Source organism: Pseudomonas sp. 7SR1 (assembly GCF_900156465.1).
In the GTDB taxonomy this organism is placed as follows: domain Bacteria; phylum Pseudomonadota; class Gammaproteobacteria; order Pseudomonadales; family Pseudomonadaceae; genus Aquipseudomonas.
Genome location: NZ_LT707064.1, coordinates 1,764,062 through 1,782,505 on the forward strand (window position 1 = coordinate 1,764,062; position 18,444 = coordinate 1,782,505).

Sequence of the window (18,444 nt, forward strand, 5' to 3'; positions counted from 1 at the left end):
CCTAAGAATGCGAAGGGGAGGAGGCGGTCCGGCATGCCCAGTCGGAGCGTAGATGGCAAATTGCCGTCTCGCCAATCCCTCGTCATGCATTCTCAGAAAGGCGACGGCGGCAAGAACCGTCCCCACGCTGAAATACGTTCGGCGGTCACGGCGCCCATCATGATCAAGGTGAGAAATCCCAGGCAGAGCACCACGAGGGGAAGTTTGGTAAAGGCGAACCGGATGCCGCCCAAGGGGCCTGGGTATTGCTTGAGGTAGGCCTTGGCGACCCGCCGGTAACCGTCGCCCGACAGATAGCCCCAAAGAAAAAACAGCGCAGTGACGATCATCGCGAAGGGGCGGGGATCGGGGAATTGCAGGCAGGTGAAGCCAGCGCTAATGCCAAACAGGGCGCCAATGTCCTGGGAGGAGCGGAAGTAGCGCTCGGCGATCAGCTCGTCATCGGTTTTGAACAGCATGGTTTCTCTTCCAAGCGAAGTGGTGGATTGCGCCGCTGCCTTGTGGCAGAGCGATTCGACACCATAGATCAAAGCCTGGCGGCCAGGGCAATGAGAGGCTCCCGCCGCGTGCTTCATCTCCTGACTGCCAGGCTTCCACCAGGCCACGCCGCTTTGCGCCTCTGCCTACGACTACGCCAGAATCCGCCGGCTTGTGCGGATGCCATGGTCAGCGACTTGGCTTTCGAACTGGATGGCTCCCGCCGCCATGTTGCCCATGGAATTCAGCAATTGATCGAGCTGGGTACGTTGCTGGCGAATCGGGCGTTGGATAACGTCGAGCCGCGATAACGGCAAGTGGGACCGATGAAAAAACTGATGCGTTGTATCGGGTTTTTCAGGGGGGGCGCCATCTAGAGCAGCTTTTCGCAAGGCTGCCTTTACGGAACATCAGCCGGATCGAACCGGTAATCGTGGATGCGATTCACATCTTCCTGATCTGGCGAGGCGAGAGCCGTGAAGATAATGTCGCGGATTCTGGAGCGTAATGGATACCGGTTGATCAGAAGCACCTGCCTCGCTCTTCGGGCAGATGCTTCGTTCGCAGCCGGTCCATGGGTGCGCAGCCCAGCATCATCACGCGTTGTAAGTCATTCGATATGTCGCTGCATCTAGCGCAGTGTGTAGCCGCCGTCCACCACAATGTCCTGTCCATAGATACCGCGTGAGCGGTTGGACAGCAGCAACAGGATCACATCGGCCACTGCCTCAGGCTGGAGAAACTCGCCTCCGATCAAGCGTTCATTAACCGCTTCCGCTACCGCCGACAATTGAGCATTGTCCAGCCCTAACGTCCTCCAGATCGGCGTCGCGGTTGGCCCCGGCGATACAACGTTGACCCGGATGCCCGCACTGGCCAGTTCCACCGCCAGCGTGCGTGCATGAGCGGTCAATGCCGCTTTTGAAGCGATGTAGCCGGCAAGGCCTGGAAATGCCAGCGCGCTGAGAAAGGTTCCGATGAATACCACCGAAGCGGACGTTGCCAATTGCGAACGTAATACCGATAAGGTGTTTAGTGCTCCTGCTCCGTTCACCTCCCAATTGCGGGCAAAACCAGTGCTGTCCAGACTGTTTTCCAAGATTGCCACTCCCGCATTGGGCACCAGGAAATCCACCGGGCCGAGCTCGCTGCTGTAGCGCGCCAGCCCTTCCAGGTCAGCCATCGAGGTGACATCGCCCTTGAACAGATGCAGGCGATCTCCATGGATATCCTTGAGTTCGGTAAGTCCGCCTCGCCCTCGCGCCATTGCCACCACCGACGCGCCCTGAGTCAGCAGCTGCTGCACCACGGCCAGGCCGATGCCTGAACTGGCCCCCGTTACCACTGCAATGCGATTGTCGTACTCACTGTCCATTACGCTGCTCCGCGATCATTTGAAATAACCGCATTGCTTTTACATTTTCTGTGCCAGCAGCATGATGCTAATAAAATCAGCAGGTTGAGAGCATTAGGTGTCTTTATGACAACTTACTAGAGTTGTCGTAAAGACTAGGGAGGAGGTCTTAATGACCCCATCTCGCCTTCTGCTGCCTATATACATCACACGCGTCGACCGCCTGAATTGGGCACTACTGAAGTGAAAAACCTTGGATCCTAGAAAATCTGGGCTGGGTGCGGGTCGCCTTCCGGCGTATTCAGGGGAGGGGCGCCGCTGGGGGGTTATCGGCGAGAGAATGTGCGATAGAGATTCATTGGGTGGGTAACTGGTCTACTGAGTTCGCTAACGGCAGTCGTACCGGCATCGATCAGTCAACCTTGCTCGAGATGGCTGCGGCTCTTCACCGCGCTATCGCGAGCAGAGGATTGGAAAGGTTCAGGTCCAGCTTATTGCTGTTCCAATACCCACTGCCGGTTGCCCGGCGAGAACGACGGCATTTCATCCGCCAGTGCCGCGTTCACGGTCTGGAAGATTTCCAGCGTCTTGCCATTGCGGGCGAAGATCCAGGTGTTGCCCTGGCCATTCTGTTGCAGCCAGATGTTGTCGTTGCCGCCGCTCATGGAGGCGCAGTCGCCTGCCAGGCACAGGGCATAGCGGTCGGCGCCCGGTAGGCCGCTGACCTGGCCGTCGGGCTGGAATTGCACGGTGGCGCCCTGGCCGGGGCCGCTTTGGATGTGCCAGGTGCCGCCCAGGTAGGCGGCGTACAGGGTGCGTTCGAAGCTGGCACCCAGGGGAGCGCCTGCCGGGACCTGAACCTGGGCACGGTCGAAGACTTGTTCGGGTTCGTTCTCGGTGGCGGCCTGGTTCAGCTGATCGCCGTCGCGCTTGAGTTCGCTGGCGGAGCTGCCATAGAAATCGACTTTCCACGCGCCGTCTTCTTCGCCCAGCAGCTTGCCTTCGACGTTTTCAAAACCATTGGTGTAGCGCGCCTGGCCGGCCCGGGTGTTGACGTCCCATTCCAGGTTCGGGCCATAGGCCTGCAGCGCTTCGCGCAGTGGACCGCCCTTGGCGGCTGCGTCGATGGCCGCCTGGTTGATCCAGGTGCCGCTGATGTCACGGTCGGCGGGGTCGCTGGCGCAGCCGGCCAGGAGAAGGGCGAGCAGCGGGAGAGCAAGCGCTTTGCGCATGGTGAAATCCTTTCAAAACGAAAACGGCGCAGCGGGGAACGCTGCGCCGGCCTTGTTACTCGATGACCAGGATGGCATCCATCTCGACCTGCGCGCCCTTGGGCAGGGCGGCTACGCCGATGGCCGCGCGGGCAGGGTAGGGCTGTTCGAAGTACTTGCCCATGATCTCGTTGACCTTGGCGAAATGGCTCAGGTCGGTGAGGAAGATGTTGAGCTTGACGATGTCCTTGAACGAACCGCCGGCCGCTTCGGCCACGGCTTTCAGGTTTTCGAATACCTGCACGGTCTGGGCTTCGAAGCCTTCCACCAGCTCCATGGTTTTCGGGTCCAGTGGGATCTGGCCCGACATGTACACGGTGTTGCCTGCCTTGATCGCCTGGGAATAGGTGCCGATGGCGGCCGGGGCCTTGTCGCTGGTGATAACGGTCTTGGTCATGAGGACTCCTTGTTATGGGTGGGCTACGCGCGCATGCGGGTGATGCGGATGACCCCGGCCAGGGCGCGCAGTTTCTTGATCACGCGGGCCAGGTGCACGCGGTCGTGCACGCTGACCACCAGTTGGACGACGCTGATGCGGCCATCGCGTTCGTCCATGCTGATTTTCTCGATATTGCCGTCGGCGGCGTTGACACTGCTGGCCAGCAGGGCGATCAGGCCGCGCTGGTGTTCAAGCTCGACTCGCAGCTCGACGTTGAATTCGCCAGTGACATCCTTGGCCCAGGAGAGCTGGATGCATTTTTCCGGGTTGTGGCGGATTTCGCTGATGTTGCGGCAGTTGTCCAGGTGCACCACCATGCCCTTGCCGGCGGACAGGTGTCCGACGATAGGGTCGCCCGGGATCGGCGTGCAGCACTTGGCGTAGCTGAGTACCAGGCCTTCGGTGCCGCGAATCGCCAGCGGGCCTTCGGGGCTTGGCAACTGTTCGCCCTCACCGAGCAAGCGGCGGGCGACCACATAGGCCATGCGGTTGCCCAGGCCGATGTCTTCGAGCAGGTCTTCGATGAGTTCGAGGCGGTACTCGTTGAGCATCACCTGCACGCGCTCGGCCGGGATCTTGTCCAGGGAGCTGTCAAAGCCGTTCAGCACTTTGTTCAGCAGGCGTTCGCCCAGACTGATGGATTCGGAGCGGCGCTGCAGTTTCAGGGCGTGACGGATGTGGGTGCGGGCCTTGCCGGTGACCACGAAGTTGAGCCACGCCGGGTTCGGCCGCGCGCCGGGGGCGCTGACGATTTCCACGGTGGAGCCGCTTTGCAGCGGCTCGGACAGCGGCGCCAGGCGACGGTTGATCCGGCAGGCGATGCAGCTGTTGCCGACGTCGGTATGCACCGCATAGGCGAAGTCCACCGCCGTGGAGCCCTTGGGCAGCTCCATGATCCGGCCCTTGGGCGTGAACACGTAGACCTCGTCCGGGAACAGGTCGATCTTCACGCTCTCGATGAATTCAAGGGAGTTGCCGGCCCGCTGCTGCATTTCGAGCACGCCCTTGACCCACTGTCGGGCCCGGGCATGGGTGCTCTTGGGCTGTTCGTCGCCGCTGGACTTGTAGAGCCAATGGGCGGCGATGCCGTTGTTGGCCATTTCTTCCATTTCACGGGTACGGATCTGGATCTCGATCGGTACGCCGTGCATGCCGAACAACGTGGTGTGCAGCGACTGGTAGCCGTTGGCCTTGGGGATCGCGATGTAGTCCTTGAAGCGCCCCGGCAACGGTTTGTACAAATTATGCACAGCACCCAGTACGCGGTAGCAGGTGTCGACCTTGTCGACGATGATCCGGAACGCGTACACGTCCATGATCTCGTTGAAGGCCCGGCGCTTGCCGCGCATTTTCTTGTAGATGCCGTAGAGGTGTTTCTGTCGGCCGCTGACTTCGCCTTCGATGCCGTCGATGGCCAGGCAGTGGCTCAACGACTCCTCGATCTTGTTGACGATTTCCTTGCGGTTGCCCCGGGCGCGCTTGACGGCCTGGTTGATCCGCGCCGAACGCATCGGGTGCATGGCCTTGAAGCCAAGGTCTTCGAATTCGATGCGGATCGCATGCATGCCCAGGCGGTTGGCGATGGGTGCGTAGATTTCCAGGGTTTCCTTGGCGATGCGCCGGCGTTTTTCACCGGACAGCACTTCCAGGGTGCGCATGTTGTGCAGGCGGTCGGCGAGCTTGACCAGGATCACGCGGATGTCGCGGGCCATGGCCATGGCCATTTTCTGGAAGTTCTCGGCCTGGGCCTCGGCCTTGGTCTCGAAGTTCATCTGGGTCAGCTTGCTGACTCCGTCGACCAGTTCGGCCACGGTTTCGCCGAACTGCGCTTGCAGTGCTTCCTTGGCGATGCCGGTGTCTTCGATCACGTCATGGAGCATGGCCGCCATCAGGCTCTGATGGTCCATGTGCATGTCGGCAAGAATGTTCGCCACGGCAAGGGGATGCGTGACGTACGCCTCGCCGCTGCGGCGGCGTTGGCCGTCGTGGGCTTGTTCGGCGTAGAAATAGGCTCGGCGGACCAGGTTGACCTGGTCCTTGCCGAGGTAGGCCGATAAGCGATCGGCGAGGGCGTCTATGCTCGGCATGATGACTCCTGCCGTTTGCTGTGACCCCGCGCCGTGCTACGTCGACCAGGCATAGGCTTAGACCGCCTCGTTGGACTCGTCCTCGAACGCTGCGAACAGCGGCTCGTCTTCAACGATTTCGGCATTGGCGATGAACTCGTAGCTCATCAGGCCTTCGGCGATTTCACGCAGCGCTACCACGGTAGGCTTGTCGTTTTCCCACTGGACCAACGGCTCTTTGCCACCGGTGGCCAGCTGACGGGCCCGCTTGGTAGAGAGCATGACCAGCTCAAAGCGGTTTTCCACGTGTTCTAGGCAGTCTTCAACGGTTACGCGGGCCATGGTATTCCTCGGAGCGAATGCAATATGCGCGCTGCCCGGTTGGGCGAGCGGACTCGACAGTTTAAAAAAACACCAGCGTTTAGGGAAGCGCTGATTTTTTAACCAAACCCCTCGGCGCGCTGCGAGTACCAATGTAAGGCCGTCGCAACGGTTTTGGGAAGGGCTGTTCAGCCCAATAATTCAGCCAGCAATTTGCCGAAACGTTGTTGCTGGCGTTTCTGTTGCAGCTGGCTGGCGCGGAAAATCGCCTTGAGGTCGTCCAGTGCGTGGGCAAAATCGTCGTTGATGATCAGGTAATCGTAGTCCACGTAGTGGCTCATTTCGCTGACCGCTTCGCGCATCCGGCCTTCGATGATGTCGTCGCTGTCCTGGCCGCGATTGGTCAGGCGCTGGCGCAACGCTTCCTGGCTCGGTGGCAGGATGAAGATCGAACGGGCCTGGGGCATCAGCTTGCGCACCTGTTCGGCACCTTGCCAGTCGATTTCCAGGATCAGGTCGTGGCCTTCGTCCAGGGTCTGCTGCAAGAAGCTCTGCGAGGTGCCGTAGAGGTTGCCGAAGACTTCGGCACGCTCCAGGAAGTCGCCGTGCTCGGCCATCCTCACGAACTCTTCGCGGTCGACGAAGTGATAGTTCACGCCGTTCACTTCGCCCGGGCGCATGGCGCGGGTGGTGTGGGAGACGGAGACGCGGATCTGCGGCTCGGCGTCGATCAGTGCCTTGACCAGGCTGGTCTTGCCGGCGCCCGAGGGCGCGGAGATGATGTAGAGAGTGCCGGTGCTGTGGGTCATGTCGGGTTAGCCTTACTCAATGTTCTGCACTTGTTCGCGCATCTGCTCGATCAACACCTTGAGGTTGACCGCAGCCTGGGTACTGCGCGGGTCGAAGGCCTTGGAGCCCAGTGTGTTGGCTTCGCGGTTGAGCTCCTGCATCAGGAAGTCGAGGCGGCGGCCGGCCGCGCCGCCGGACTTGAGCACCCGGCGCACTTCGATGATGTGGGTGCTCAGGCGATCCAGTTCTTCGGCCACGTCGCTCTTCTGTGCGAGCATGACCATTTCCTGTTCCAGGCGCTGGGGGTCCAGCTCGGCCTTCATGTCGGTGAAACGGTCGAGCACTTTCTGACGCTGGGTGGCCAGCATCTGCGGGACCAGTTCGCGCAGGGTCGCCACGTCTTCCTCGATGGCGGTCAAGCGTTCGTTGATCAGCCGGGCCAGTTCCGCACCTTCGCGCTCGCGCCCGGCCTTGAGCTCCTGCAATCCCTGGTTGAACAAAGCCAGTGCCTCGGCGTTGAGAGCCTGGGGATCGCTGGCGTCACCCACCAGCACGCCGGGCCAGGCCAGCACTTCCAGAGGGTTGAGGGCGGCGGGGTTCTTGATCAGGCTGGCGACGGTTTCGGCGGCGGCCACCAGTTGCGCGGCGCGCTCGCGATCTACCTGCAGGGTCTTGCCGGTGTTTTCCTCGGTGAAGCGCAGGGTGCATTCAAGCTTGCCCCGGGACAGGCCCTGGCGCAGCGCTTCGCGTACGCCGCCTTCGAGGTCGCGGAAGGATTCAGGCAGGCGCAGGTGGGGCTCCAGGTAACGGCTGTTGACCGAGCGCAGCTCCCAGCTCAGCGTGCCTTGTGCGCCGGCTTTTTCGACGCGGGCGAAGGCGGTCATGCTGTGCACCATGGGGGTTCCTCGCAATGCAGGCTGGGCACGACGGTGGTCGTGAGGCCTGGAATCTGTGAATTAAAGCCGAAGGGCCGCAAAGGCGCAGGATTGTAGCGCAGTGGGGCGCATGCCCCAAACCGAGCATGTGACAAAGCGCTGCAGCCCGTCGGCCGGGCTCGGGAGAGGCTTCGCTCGTCGCACCGGTTTTTTAGAACTGCCCTCCGCAGGCTCACGGCTCTATAATGCCGGCAGTTTTCCGTCCTCTGTACAGGTGTCCCCTATGAAACGTCCAAGTGGTCGCGCTGCCGATCAGCTTCGCTCGATCCGCATTACCCGCAACTACACCAAACACGCCGAGGGATCTGTACTGGTCGAATTCGGTGATACCAAAGTCATCTGCACGGTGAGCGTCGAAAACGGCGTGCCACGGTTTCTCAAGGGCCAGGGTCAAGGCTGGCTGACCGCCGAATACGGCATGCTGCCGCGTGCCACCGGCGAGCGGAACCAGCGCGAAGCCAGCCGTGGCAAGCAGGGTGGCCGGACCTTGGAAATCCAGCGCCTGATCGGCCGTTCGCTGCGCGCCGCCCTGGACATGTCCAAGCTGGGCGATGTGACGCTGTATGTCGATTGCGATGTGATCCAGGCCGACGGCGGGACCCGCACCGCGTCCATCACCGGTGCCATGGTCGCGCTGGTCGATGCCTTGAAAGTCATCAAGAAGCGTGGCGGTCTCAAGGGCGGCGATCCTCTCAAGCAGATGATCGGCGCGGTGTCCGTGGGCATGTACCAGGGTGAGCCGGTGCTGGACCTGGACTACCTGGAAGACTCCGCCGCCGAGACCGACCTGAACGTGGTCATGACCAGCACCGGTGGCTTCATCGAGGTGCAGGGCACCGCCGAAGGCGCGCCGTTCCAGCCTGAAGAATTGAACGCTATGCTGGAGCTGGCGAAGAAAGGCATGAACGAGATCTTCGAACTGCAAAAGGCCGCACTGGCCGACTGATCGTGACACGATTCAGACAAGGAGAGCGACATGAGTGATGAGCAAGTCCTGCTGCCTAAGCCAAGCCAGGAGGCACGTCAGTGGGCAATGTTTTGCCACCTGTCCGCCCTGCTGGGCATCGTGATTCCGTTCGGTACGCTGATCGGGCCCCTGGTGCTCTGGCAGGTCAAGCGCGAGTCTGACCCGTTCATCGATGCCCAGGGCAAGGAAGCACTGAACTTCCAGATCACCGTGGCGATCGCTTCGATGATCAGTTTCCTGCTGATGCTCGTGGTGATCGGTTTCTTCCTGTTCGGACTGATCGCCATTGGTGCGCTGGTGTTGACCATCATTGCCGGGGTCAAGGCCAACGAGGGGCAGCCGTATCGGTATCCGTTCACTTGGCGGCTGATCAAATAATGATCAGCTAGTCATTGATAGGGGAGGCGAGCAGGTTCGCTTCCCTTATCGAAAAAATGGTCGCTCACAAAAAAACCGACAGTTCTGTCGGTTTTTTTGTGGCGGCCGGACGACACTCAGATCGTCAGCGTCCAGTCGTAGTCCACGATCAACGGTGCGTGCTGCGAGAACCGTGGCTGGCGGGGCAGGCGTGCGCTGCGTACGAAACGGCGCAAGCCTGGCGTCAGCAGCTGATAGTCGAAACGCCAGCCGAGGTTGAGCATCTCGGCCTGTTCGTTGTCTGGCCACCAGCTGTACAGGTCGCCTTCGCGGCTGACTTCACGCAGGGCATCGACATAACCCATGTTGCCGATGATCTCGTCCATCCAGGCCCGTTCCGGCGCCAGGAAGCCAGGCGATTGCTGGCTGTCGCGCCAGTTCTTGATATCCAGCTTCTGTTGCGCCACGTACAGCGAGCCACAATAGATGTACTCGCGACGTTTGCGCCGCTGTTTATCCAGGTAACGGGCGAAGTCGTCCATCAACTTGAATTTCTGATTCAAATCTTCATCGCCGTTCTGCCCCGACGGGAGCAGTAAGGTCGCGATGCTGACCTTGTCGAAATCGGCTTGCAGGTAGCGCCCGTAGCGGTCCGCCGTCTCGAAACCGAGACCGTTGATGACAGCCTTCGGTTGCAGCCGCGAGTACAAGGCCACGCCACCCTGGGCGGGGACTTCGGCATCGCAGGCATAAAGGAAGTAACCATCCAGTTGGAAGGCTGCATCGTCCAGTTCAAAGGCGGAGGCGCGGGTGTCCTGCAGGCAGATGACGTCGGCATTCTGTGCTTGCAGCCAACTGAGCAAACCTCGCTCCACTGCAGCCTGAATACCATTGACGTTCACACTGATGATCCGCATAAATGGCCCCAAAAATCACGTGCGTGTATGATACACGCCGTCTACCTATTTAGCTAAATCCGCGGTATCTGAGGCTTTTTTTCATGCAGGCGTATCAACGCGATTTCATTCGTTTTGCCATCGATCGCGGCGTTCTGCGCTTCGGTGAGTTCACCCTCAAGTCCGGGCGTACGAGCCCGTATTTCTTCAATGCCGGCCTGTTCAACAGCGGTTCGGCCCTGGCGCAGCTGGGCCGTTTCTACGCGGCGGCCATTGTCGAGAGTGGTATTTCGTTCGACGTCCTGTTCGGCCCCGCCTATAAAGGTATCCCGCTGGCCGCCAGCACCGCCGTCGCCCTGGCCGAACACCACGGCCGCGACCTGCCCTGGTGCTTCAACCGCAAGGAAGCCAAGGCCCATGGCGAAGGAGGCAGCCTGGTGGGCGCGCCGCTGACCGGTGACGTACTGATCATCGACGACGTGATCACCGCCGGCACCGCCATCCGCGAGGTGATGCAGATCATCGCTTCACAGGAAGGCGCCAAGGCCGCCGGTGTGCTGATCGCCCTGAACCGCCAGGAGCGCGGTAACGGCGAACTGTCGGCGATCCAGGAAGTGGAGCGTGATTTCGGCATCCCAGTGATCAGCATCGTGTCGCTGAACCAGGTCCTGGAGTTCCTGGCCGACGATCCGCAGCTCAAGCAGCATCTGCCGGCGGTGGAGGCCTACCGGGCGCAGTTCGGTGTTTAAAAGGCCTGTGCCAAGCCTTGTGGGAGCGTGCTTGCTCGCCATAGCGGCTTTTCATTCAGCATTGATATTGACTGACCCACTGCTATCGCGAGCAAGCTCGCTCCCGCAATAGTCAAAAAAAGACCCCGCTCAACCTGTTGAGCGGGGTCTTTTTTTTTTCCGATATCGCTTAAGGACGCTTGCGATTGCTGATCAACGTACCCACGCCAGTATCGGTAAAGATCTCCAGCAGGATCGCATTCGGCACCCGACCATCGATGATCAGCGAACTACCAACGCCGCCCTGTACCGCTTCCAGCGCGCAGCGGATCTTCGGCAGCATGCCGCCGTAGATAGTGCCGTCGGCGATCAGGTCGTCGACCTGTTGGGTCGACAGCCCGGTCAGGACCTTGCCCGACTTATCCATCAAACCGGCGATGTTGGTCAGCAACATCAGTTTTTCGGCCTTCAGGGCTTCGGCGACCTTGCCGGCCACCAGGTCGGCGTTGATGTTGTACGACTCTCCATTGGCGCCCACGCCGATCGGCGCGATCACCGGGATGAAGTCGCCCTTGACCAGCAGGTTCAGCAGGTCGGTGTTGATGCCGACCACTTCGCCCACGTGACCGATGTCGATGATTTCCGGCTGGGTCATTTCCGGTGTCTGGCGGGTAACGGTGAGTTTCTTCGCCCGGATCAGCTCGGCGTCCTTGCCGGTCAGGCCGATGGCGCTGCCGCCATGGCGGTTGATCAGGTTGACGATGTCCTTGTTGACCTGGCCGCCGAGGACCATTTCCACCACATCCATGGTCTGCGCGTCGGTGACGCGCATGCCATCGATGAAGTGGCTTTCGATCGACAGGCGCTTGAGCAGGTCACCGATCTGCGGGCCACCACCATGTACTACCACCGGGTTGATGCCCACGGCCTTCATCAGCACGATGTCGCGGGCGAAGCCGGTCTTCAGCTCCTCGCTCTCCATCGCGTTGCCGCCATATTTGATCACCAGGGTCTTGCCGACGTAGCGTCGGATATACGGCAACGCTTCGGACAGAACCTTGGCGGTATTGGTGGCGGCTTCGCGTTCGAGGGTCATTCAGGGCTCCGGAGCTTCAAAAAGTCAGAACGGTAGTTTGAGATCGGGTGCAACACGTTTGAGTTGGGTGTGGAACACATCCTTGATGCGCTGCAGTTCGGCTTCGTTATCGGCCTCGAAACGCAATACCAGCACCGGTGTGGTGTTGGATGCGCGAACCAGGCCCCAGCCATGGGGATAGTCGACCCGTACACCGTCGATGGTGGTCAGCTCGGCCCCTTCGCCCCATTGAGCGTCGTGCAGTGCATCAATGATGCTGAATTTGCTCTCTTCGGTCACATGGATATTGATTTCCGGCGTAGAAATATCGTTCGGGAAGGTCGCGAACAGCTCTTCGGCGCTCGCAGGCTCCTTGCTGAGGATCTCCAGCAGGCGCGCGGCACTGTAGATACCGTCGTCAAAACCGAACCAGCGCTCCTTGAAGAAGATGTGGCCGCTCATCTCGCCAGCCAGCAGGGCGCCGCTCTGCTTCATTTTCTTCTTGATCAACGAATGACCGGTCTTCCACATCAGGGGGCGACCACCATATTCCTTGATCAGCGGCACCAGACGACGGGTGCATTTGACGTCAAAGATGATTTCCGCGTCGGGGTTGCGAGCCACCACATCCTTGGCGAACAGCATCAACAGACGGTCGGGGAACACCACGCTGCCGGTATTGGTCACTACGCCTACGCGGTCGCCGTCACCGTCGAAGGCCAGGCCCAGGTCGGCATTGGTTTCCTTGACCTTGGCGATCAGGTCTTCGAGGTTTTCCAGCTTGCCCGGGTCCGGATGGTGGTTGGGGAAGTTGCCATCCACGTCGCAGAACAGCGGGATGACCTCGCAGTTCAGGGCTTCGATCAGTTGCGGGGCGATCACGCCGGCCGCGCCGTTGCCGCAATCGACCACCACTTTCAGGCGACGGGCGAGTTTCACGTCCTTGACGATTTCGTCGTTGTAGCGCTCGAGGATATCGACCTTGGTCACGCTGCCCTTGCCGCTGCTCAGGTCGTTGGTCTTGAGGCGGGTATGCAGGGCCTGGATCTGCTCGTTGGCAAGGGTGTCGCCAGCGATCACGATCTTGAAGCCGTTGTAGTTGGACGGGTTGTGGCTGCCGGTGAGCATCACGCCCGATTTACCTGCCAGCACATTGGCGGCGTAGTACAGCGCAGGGGTCGGGACCAGGCCCACGTCGCTGACGTGGCAGCCGCTGTCGGCAATGCCCTTGATCAGTTGTTCGACCAGTTCGGGGCCGGACAGGCGGCCATCGCGACCGACGCATACGTTGGGTTCGCCTTGGGCCAGGCTCTGGGAACCGATGGCACGACCGATCCAGTAGGCGGTTTCGGCGGTCAGCGTCTCCGGCACCACGCCACGGATGTCGTAGGCGCGGAAGATGCTGTCAGGGAAGATCGGGGCGATTGCGGCTGGGGTGTTCATGGACGGGGCGCTCTATCAGAAGGTGACTGGACAGGCCGACGGACAGCGTCGGCAGGCTCAAGCTGAAGGGTATGACGGCGTTTTTGACAGAGAGTTCGTGGTGGGAAAGTGCCATGAGACAGCGTTACCCCGGCCTCGCACGCCTAATACATTGATTCCGGATGGGAAACCTAGCAGAAAGCCATTGCGCATTTTTTGCCCTGAAACAGAAGCTTAATAAACCGGCCGGGCAGGACGCCCGGCCGATCTCACCGGTCAGTGGCTGCCCGAGTGCCCGAAACCGCCTGCGCCGCGCTGACTCTCGTCGAATTCCTCGACCAGTTCGAAGTGGGCCTGGACCACCGGTACGAGCACCAGTTGGGCGATGCGTTCGCCCACCGCGATGTTGAATGTCGTATGGCCACGGTTCCAGCACGAAACCATCAGCTCACCCTGGTAGTCGGAATCGATCAGGCCCACCAGGTTGCCCAGCACGATACCGTGCTTATGACCCAGGCCCGAACGCGGCAGGATCAGAGCGGCCAGGCCCGGATCGCCGATGTACACCGACAGACCGGTGGGAATCAGCAGGGTCTGGCCTGGTTCCAGGATGGTGTCCTGCTTGAGCATGGCCCGCAAGTCGAGACCGGCGGAGCCCGGTGTGGCGTACTGCGGCAGCGGGAATTCGCTGCCGATGCGGGGGTCGAGGATCTTGGCTTGTAGAGCGTGCATGGAAAATTAAACCTGGTTCAGCCGTTCGGCGATAAAAGTGATCAGTTGGCGGGCGATCTTGCCCTTGCTGGTCTGGGCGAAAAGGGTGGCGTGCAACTGGCGGTCGATCACGCTGCAGGCGTTTTCTTCGCTGTTGAAGCCGATGCTCGGGTTGGCGACGTCGTTGGCGACGATCAAGTCCAGATTCTTGTCCTTGAGCTTGCGCGCGGCGTAATCGAGCAGGTTTTCGGTTTCGGCGGCGAAGCCGACGCTGAAAGGGCGGTCGGGACGGGTGGCGATGGTGGCAAGAATATCCGGGTTGCGGACCATTTGTAATAACAGGCCGTCGCCGCTTGTAGGGTCTTTCTTCAATTTTTGTGGGGCGACGACCTCGGGACGGTAGTCCGCAACCGCCGCCGAGGCGATGAACAGGTCGCAAGGGATGGCCGCTTCGCAGGCCGCCAGCATGTCCCGGGCGCTGACCACGTCGATGCGGGTCACCCGGTCCGGCGTCGGCAGGTGCACCGGGCCGGTGATCAGGGTGACCCGGGCGCCGGCTTCCACGGCGGCTTCGGCCAGGGCGAAGCCCATTTTCCCGGAGCTGTGGTTGGTGATGTAGCGCACCGGGTCGATGTTTTCCTGGGTGGGGCCGGCGGTGATCAGCACGTGTTTGCCGGTCAGCGCCTGGCGCTTGAAGCAATCGGCGGCGCATTGGGCCAGGTCGGTTGCTTCGAGCATGCGACCCATGCCGACATCCCCACAGGCCTGGCTGCCGGAGGCCGGGCCGAAGACTTTCAGGTCGCGGCTTTCGAGCAGTTGCAGGTTGGCCTGGGTGGCCGGGTCGCGCCACATGGCCTGGTTCATCGCCGGCGCGAACGCGACCACCGCGTCGGTGGCGAGCACCAGGGTGGTCAACAGGTCGTCGGCGATGCCTTGGGCCAGGCGGGCGATCAGGTCGGCGGTGGCCGGTGCGATCAGCACCAGGTCGGCCCACTTGGCCAGCTCGATATGCCCCATGGCGGCTTCGGCCGCCGGGTCGAGCAGATCCAGGTGGACCGGGTGCCCGGACAGGGCCTGCATGGTCAGCGGAGTGATGAACTCACTGCCGCCGCGGGTCATGACGACCCGTACTTCCGCGCCCTGGTCGATGAGTCGGCGAACCAGCTCGGCGCTCTTGTAGGCGGCAATGCCGCCGCCGACGCCCAGAACGATGCGTTTCCGATACAGCCGCTGCATAGGCCTGCCTTTCGATTTCAGTGGTCAGTGCAAGGCGAACCTCTTGGCAACCGCTTGCCAGGGTGCAAATCGCCTGCAAAAAAGATGGGCTACGATATCACAGCGTCCGCTATGGAACAGCGGCGCACCACTGACCAGGGAGGTCCTATGAGTATTCGTGATTGGCCGGCGGCCGAGCGGCCCCGGGAAAAGTTGTTGGAGTTGGGCCCGGCGAGTCTTTCCGACGCCGAGTTGCTGGCGATTTTCCTGCGAACCGGTGTTTCGGGCAAAAGCGCGGTGGACCTCGCTCGACACCTGCTGCGGCAATTCGGTTGCCTGCGCGTGCTGCTGGAGGCCGACCTGCGAACGTTCAGCGCGCAGTTGGGCCTGGGGCCGGCGAAATTCGCGCAATTGCAGGCGATCCTGGAGATGGGACGCCGGCACCTGGCCCAGGATCTGCGCCGCGCGTCGGTGCTGGAGAGCCCGTTGGCCGTGCGTGATTACCTCAAGGCCATGCTGCGCCATGAACCCCATGAAGTGTTCGGTTGCCTGTTCCTGGATTCGCGACACCGGGTGCTGGCCTACGAAGCGCTGTTTCGCGGTTCAATCGACAGCGCCAGCGTCTATCCGCGGCAAGTGGTCAAGCGCGCCCTGGCCCACAATGCCGCCGCGCTGATCCTGTGTCACAACCATCCTTCGGGCAACACCGAGCCGAGCCAGGCCGACCGGGTCCTCACCGAGCGCCTCCAGGAGGCGCTGGAACTGATCGATGTGCGGGTGCTCGATCATTTCATCGTGGGCGACGGGGAGCCGCTGTCCATGGCGGAGTCTGGGTGGATGTGAGGCGGTGGCAAGCTGTCAGCTTCAAGCCGCAAGTCCAGGGCAGGGTGTGATCTGAGCTTGCGGCTTGCGGCTTACGGCTTGAGATTGACCTTCGAGTAATCCTGTCGACCAAACGGGCTGACCGCGTAACCCTGGACTTCCTTGCGAGCCAGCGCGAAGGCGGTGGGGTGCGCCAGGGGCAGCCATAGGGCCTGTTGCTGGATCTGTGCCTGGGCCTGCTCATAGAGCTTGGTGCGCACGCCCTGTTCGCTGGTGGTCTTGCCGGCTGCGATCAGCTTGTCCAGGTCGGCATTGCAATAGCGAGCGAAGTTGGTGCCGGACTTGACCGCCGCGCAGGAAAACTGCGGCGTGAGGAAGTTGTCCGGGTCGCCATTGTCGCCGGCCCAGCCCATGAACAGCAGGTCGTGCTCGCCGGCCTTGGCGCGGCGGATCAACTCGCCCCATTCGATCACGCGGATCTCGGCCTGGATGCCGATTTCCGCCAGGTCCGATTGCAGCAGTTGTGCGCCGAGGCTGGGGTTGGGGTTCAGCAGGCTGCCGGAAGGTCGGGTCCAGATCGTCGTCTTGAAACCGTCCTTCAGGCCCGCCTTGGCCAGCAGGTCGCGGGCCTTGGCCGGGTCATGGGCGTAGCCGGGCAGGTTCTTGGCGTAGCTCCAGGTGTTTGGCGGGTAAGGGCCGTTGGCCGCCTGGGCGGTGCCTTCGAAGACGGTCTTGAGGTAGCTGCCCTTGTCGAAGGCGAGATTGATGGCCTGCCGGACCTCGGGTTTGTCCAGCGGTGGGTGCTGGCTGTTGATCGCTACGAAAGCGGTCATGAAGGCGTCGGTCTGTTCCACTTTCAACGTCGGCTCCTGTCGGGCGGCCTGTACGTCGAGCGGCTTGGGCGAGAGGGCGATCTGGCATTCGTTGCGTCGCAGTTTCTGCAGGCGCACGTTCGCATCTGGCGTGATGGCGAAGACCAGCGGGTCTAACTGGGGCTTGCCGCCGAAATAGTCGCTGTTGGCCTTGTAGCGGATCGAAGCATCCTTCTGGAACCGGTTGAAAATGAACGGGCCGGTGCCGATGGGCTGGCCGTTGAGTTTTTCCGGCGTGCCGGCCTTCATCAACTGGTCGGCATATTCAGCCGAATAGATCGAGGCGAACCCCATGCTCAAGGTGGCCAGGAAGGTCGAGTCCGCGTGGTCAAGGGTGAAGCGCACGGTCAGCGGGTCGAGGGCGTCGATCTTCTTGATCAGCGCCGGCAGTTGCATGGATTGGGCGTGGGGGAAACCGCTCTGGGCGACTTTATGCCAGGGGTTGGCCGGATCCAGCATGCGCTCGAAACTGAACTTCACGTCCTCGGCGGTCAGCTCGCGGTGCGGAGTGAAATATTCGGTGCGATGGAATTTGACCTTGGGCCGCAGCTTGAACACATAGGTCAGGCCGTCGGGCGAGATATCCCACTGTTCGGCCAGGCTGGGGACCACCTTGCCGCTGGCGGTGTCGAAATCCACCAGTCGGTTCATCAGGACGTCGGCCGAGGCGTTGGTGGTCGTCAGGGAGTTGTATTGGACGACGTCGAACCCTTCCGGGCTGGCTTCGGTGCAGACGCTCAGGGCAGCGGCCTGGGCCAGGGGGCTGGCCAGCAGGGGGACGAGCAACAGTGATAGGGCAGCGAGGCGCATGAGCAGGTTCCTTGTGCAGGTCGGAGGCCCATCTGCGAGTGCAGTCTGGAAAAGGCCTACCCTAGTGGGCTCGTTGGCAAATGACTATCCCCTTTTTGCTTTTTCCGGCAGGCTTTGCAGGTCAATTGATGAGGCGAAACCCACTGGCGGTTGAAAAAACCTCAATCCAGCGACGAGCGGTCATGGGTCTCGCCAGCCTTTGCCCCAGTGATCCGGGGCTGCAGGCCTATGCATTCTCATGAAGACAAATCACACGGGCTGTTGTTGCACCGAGGTCTTTCTGGTATAAAGCAGCGCTCTTTTCTAGGGGCCCGGTTCCTTCACTGTAGGTGTAGCCGGTAAGACCCTTAAAGAAACGCGGCGCCTGGCGCCAAATGACTGAGAGATTAAGCGGCCAACCCATGCCGGGTTGGGCATGTGGTTTTAGAGGGCTGAGGCATGTCTAGAGTCTGTCAAGTTACCGGTAAGGGTCCGGTGACTGGGAATAACATTTCCCACGCAAACAACAAAACCCGTCGTCGTTTCCTGCCGAACCTGCAGCATCACCGCTTCTGGGTTGAGTCCGAGAAACGTTTTGTACGTCTGCGCGTATCTGCCAAGGGCATGCGTATCATCGACAAGCGCGGCATTGATGTCGTGCTGGCCGAACTTCGCCGCGATGGCAAGGTTTAAGGGAGCTAATCATGCGTGAATTGATTCGTTTGATCTCGAGCGCCGGTACTGGTCACTTCTACACTACCGACAAGAACAAGCGTACTACCCCGGACAAAATCGAGATCAAGAAATATGATCCAGTTGTTCGCAAGCACGTGATCTACAAGGAAGGCAAAATCAAGTAATTGATTTTTCCTTCTTACGAAAAAGGCCCGTATCGCGAGATACGGGCCTTTTTTGTTGCTTGTCGGATCAGGAGCGCA

Annotated in this window: 19 protein-coding genes and 2 pseudogenes; 7 read left to right on the top strand and 14 right to left on the bottom strand. The window is 61.0% G+C overall.

The window, feature by feature from the left end:
- Positions 1-92 precede the first annotated feature (92 nt).
- Complete coding sequence (locus tag BW992_RS07900; protein WP_072390746.1) at positions 93-458, bottom strand: hypothetical protein; 366 nt, start codon at positions 456-458, stop codon at positions 93-95.
- 189 nt (positions 459-647) lie between these two features.
- Here BW992_RS07900 and BW992_RS27465 point away from each other — a divergent pair.
- Positions 648-788 (top strand): annotated as a pseudogene (locus BW992_RS27465) (DUF6124 family protein); the annotation flags it as partial.
- Positions 789-1,108: 320 nt separating this feature from the next.
- On the opposite strand, the gene BW992_RS07910 reads toward BW992_RS27465, so the two are convergent.
- The 7 genes from BW992_RS07910 to BW992_RS07940 form a co-directional block, all read right to left on the bottom strand.
- Positions 1,109-1,852, bottom strand: a complete 744-nt coding sequence (locus tag BW992_RS07910) for an SDR family NAD(P)-dependent oxidoreductase (RefSeq protein ID WP_076405954.1) — start codon at positions 1,850-1,852, stop codon at positions 1,109-1,111.
- 470 nt (positions 1,853-2,322) lie between these two features.
- Positions 2,323-3,063, bottom strand: coding sequence for a hypothetical protein (locus BW992_RS07915; RefSeq protein ID WP_072390736.1), 741 nt, complete (start codon positions 3,061-3,063; stop codon positions 2,323-2,325).
- 55 nt (positions 3,064-3,118) lie between these two features.
- On the bottom strand, positions 3,119-3,499 hold the full coding sequence (locus BW992_RS07920) for a RidA family protein (protein WP_024780260.1): 381 nt from the start codon (positions 3,497-3,499) through the stop codon (positions 3,119-3,121).
- Between the two features lie 23 nt (positions 3,500-3,522).
- Entirely contained in the window at positions 3,523-5,628 is a 2,106-nt protein-coding gene (gene spoT, locus BW992_RS07925) for a bifunctional GTP diphosphokinase/guanosine-3',5'-bis pyrophosphate 3'-pyrophosphohydrolase (protein WP_072390731.1), read from the bottom strand.
- Between the two features lie 57 nt (positions 5,629-5,685).
- On the bottom strand, positions 5,686-5,949 hold the full coding sequence (gene rpoZ, locus BW992_RS07930; protein ID WP_003177259.1) for a DNA-directed RNA polymerase subunit omega: 264 nt from the start codon (positions 5,947-5,949) through the stop codon (positions 5,686-5,688).
- 167 nt (positions 5,950-6,116) lie between these two features.
- The gene (gene gmk, locus BW992_RS07935; RefSeq protein WP_072390727.1) at positions 6,117-6,737 is read right to left on the bottom strand and encodes a guanylate kinase; all 621 of its coding nucleotides are present in this window, start codon (positions 6,735-6,737) and stop codon (positions 6,117-6,119) included.
- A 12-nt stretch (positions 6,738-6,749) separates the two neighbouring features.
- On the bottom strand, positions 6,750-7,613 hold the full coding sequence (locus tag BW992_RS07940) for a YicC/YloC family endoribonuclease (RefSeq protein WP_072430961.1): 864 nt from the start codon (positions 7,611-7,613) through the stop codon (positions 6,750-6,752).
- Positions 7,614-7,875: 262 nt separating this feature from the next.
- Here BW992_RS07940 and rph point away from each other — a divergent pair, with 262 nt between their 5' ends.
- Together rph and BW992_RS07950 are read left to right on the top strand one after the other, a co-directional pair.
- The gene (gene rph / locus BW992_RS07945; RefSeq protein WP_003229494.1) at positions 7,876-8,598 is read left to right on the top strand and encodes a ribonuclease PH; all 723 of its coding nucleotides are present in this window, start codon (positions 7,876-7,878) and stop codon (positions 8,596-8,598) included.
- Between the two features lie 30 nt (positions 8,599-8,628).
- The gene (locus BW992_RS07950) at positions 8,629-8,997 is read left to right on the top strand and encodes a DUF4870 domain-containing protein (protein ID WP_072390721.1); all 369 of its coding nucleotides are present in this window, start codon (positions 8,629-8,631) and stop codon (positions 8,995-8,997) included.
- 116 nt (positions 8,998-9,113) lie between these two features.
- Here the strand turns inward: BW992_RS07950 and BW992_RS07955 are convergent, their stop codons facing one another.
- Positions 9,114-9,893, bottom strand: a complete 780-nt coding sequence (locus BW992_RS07955; protein WP_072390719.1) for an exodeoxyribonuclease III — start codon at positions 9,891-9,893, stop codon at positions 9,114-9,116.
- A gap of 83 nt (positions 9,894-9,976) precedes the next feature.
- On the opposite strand from BW992_RS07955, the gene pyrE reads away from it, so the two are divergent.
- Positions 9,977-10,621 (top strand): orotate phosphoribosyltransferase, encoded by a 645-nt coding sequence (gene pyrE / locus BW992_RS07960; protein WP_072390716.1) that lies wholly within the window; start codon positions 9,977-9,979, stop codon positions 10,619-10,621.
- A gap of 169 nt (positions 10,622-10,790) precedes the next feature.
- Here the strand turns inward: pyrE and argB are convergent, their stop codons facing one another.
- The 4 genes and pseudogenes from argB to coaBC form a co-directional block, all read right to left on the bottom strand.
- Positions 10,791-11,696: an acetylglutamate kinase gene (gene argB / locus BW992_RS07965; protein WP_053192101.1), complete on the bottom strand. Its 906-nt coding sequence runs from the start codon at positions 11,694-11,696 to the stop codon at positions 10,791-10,793.
- A 24-nt stretch (positions 11,697-11,720) separates the two neighbouring features.
- Positions 11,721-13,124, bottom strand: a pseudogene (locus BW992_RS07970) (phosphomannomutase/phosphoglucomutase); the annotation flags it as partial.
- Positions 13,125-13,373: 249 nt separating this feature from the next.
- Positions 13,374-13,829, bottom strand: coding sequence for a dUTP diphosphatase (gene dut, locus BW992_RS07975; protein ID WP_072390710.1), 456 nt, complete (start codon positions 13,827-13,829; stop codon positions 13,374-13,376).
- 6 nt (positions 13,830-13,835) lie between these two features.
- Positions 13,836-15,044 (bottom strand): bifunctional phosphopantothenoylcysteine decarboxylase/phosphopantothenate--cysteine ligase CoaBC, encoded by a 1,209-nt coding sequence (gene coaBC, locus BW992_RS07980; RefSeq protein WP_076405956.1) that lies wholly within the window; start codon positions 15,042-15,044, stop codon positions 13,836-13,838.
- Positions 15,045-15,191: 147 nt separating this feature from the next.
- Here coaBC and radC point away from each other — a divergent pair, with 147 nt between their 5' ends.
- Positions 15,192-15,866, top strand: coding sequence for a RadC family protein (gene radC / locus BW992_RS07985; RefSeq protein WP_072390705.1), 675 nt, complete (start codon positions 15,192-15,194; stop codon positions 15,864-15,866).
- A gap of 71 nt (positions 15,867-15,937) precedes the next feature.
- Here radC and BW992_RS07990 read toward each other — a convergent pair whose 3' ends face one another.
- Entirely contained in the window at positions 15,938-17,527 is a 1,590-nt protein-coding gene (locus BW992_RS07990) for an ABC transporter substrate-binding protein (protein ID WP_072390703.1), read from the bottom strand.
- Between the two features lie 438 nt (positions 17,528-17,965).
- On the opposite strand from BW992_RS07990, the gene rpmB reads away from it, so the two are divergent.
- Positions 17,966-18,199, top strand: coding sequence for a 50S ribosomal protein L28 (rpmB, locus tag BW992_RS07995; protein ID WP_007921114.1), 234 nt, complete (start codon positions 17,966-17,968; stop codon positions 18,197-18,199).
- A gap of 11 nt (positions 18,200-18,210) precedes the next feature.
- The gene (rpmG, locus tag BW992_RS08000; protein ID WP_003177274.1) at positions 18,211-18,366 is read left to right on the top strand and encodes a 50S ribosomal protein L33; all 156 of its coding nucleotides are present in this window, start codon (positions 18,211-18,213) and stop codon (positions 18,364-18,366) included.
- Positions 18,367-18,444: the final 78 nt, after the last annotated feature.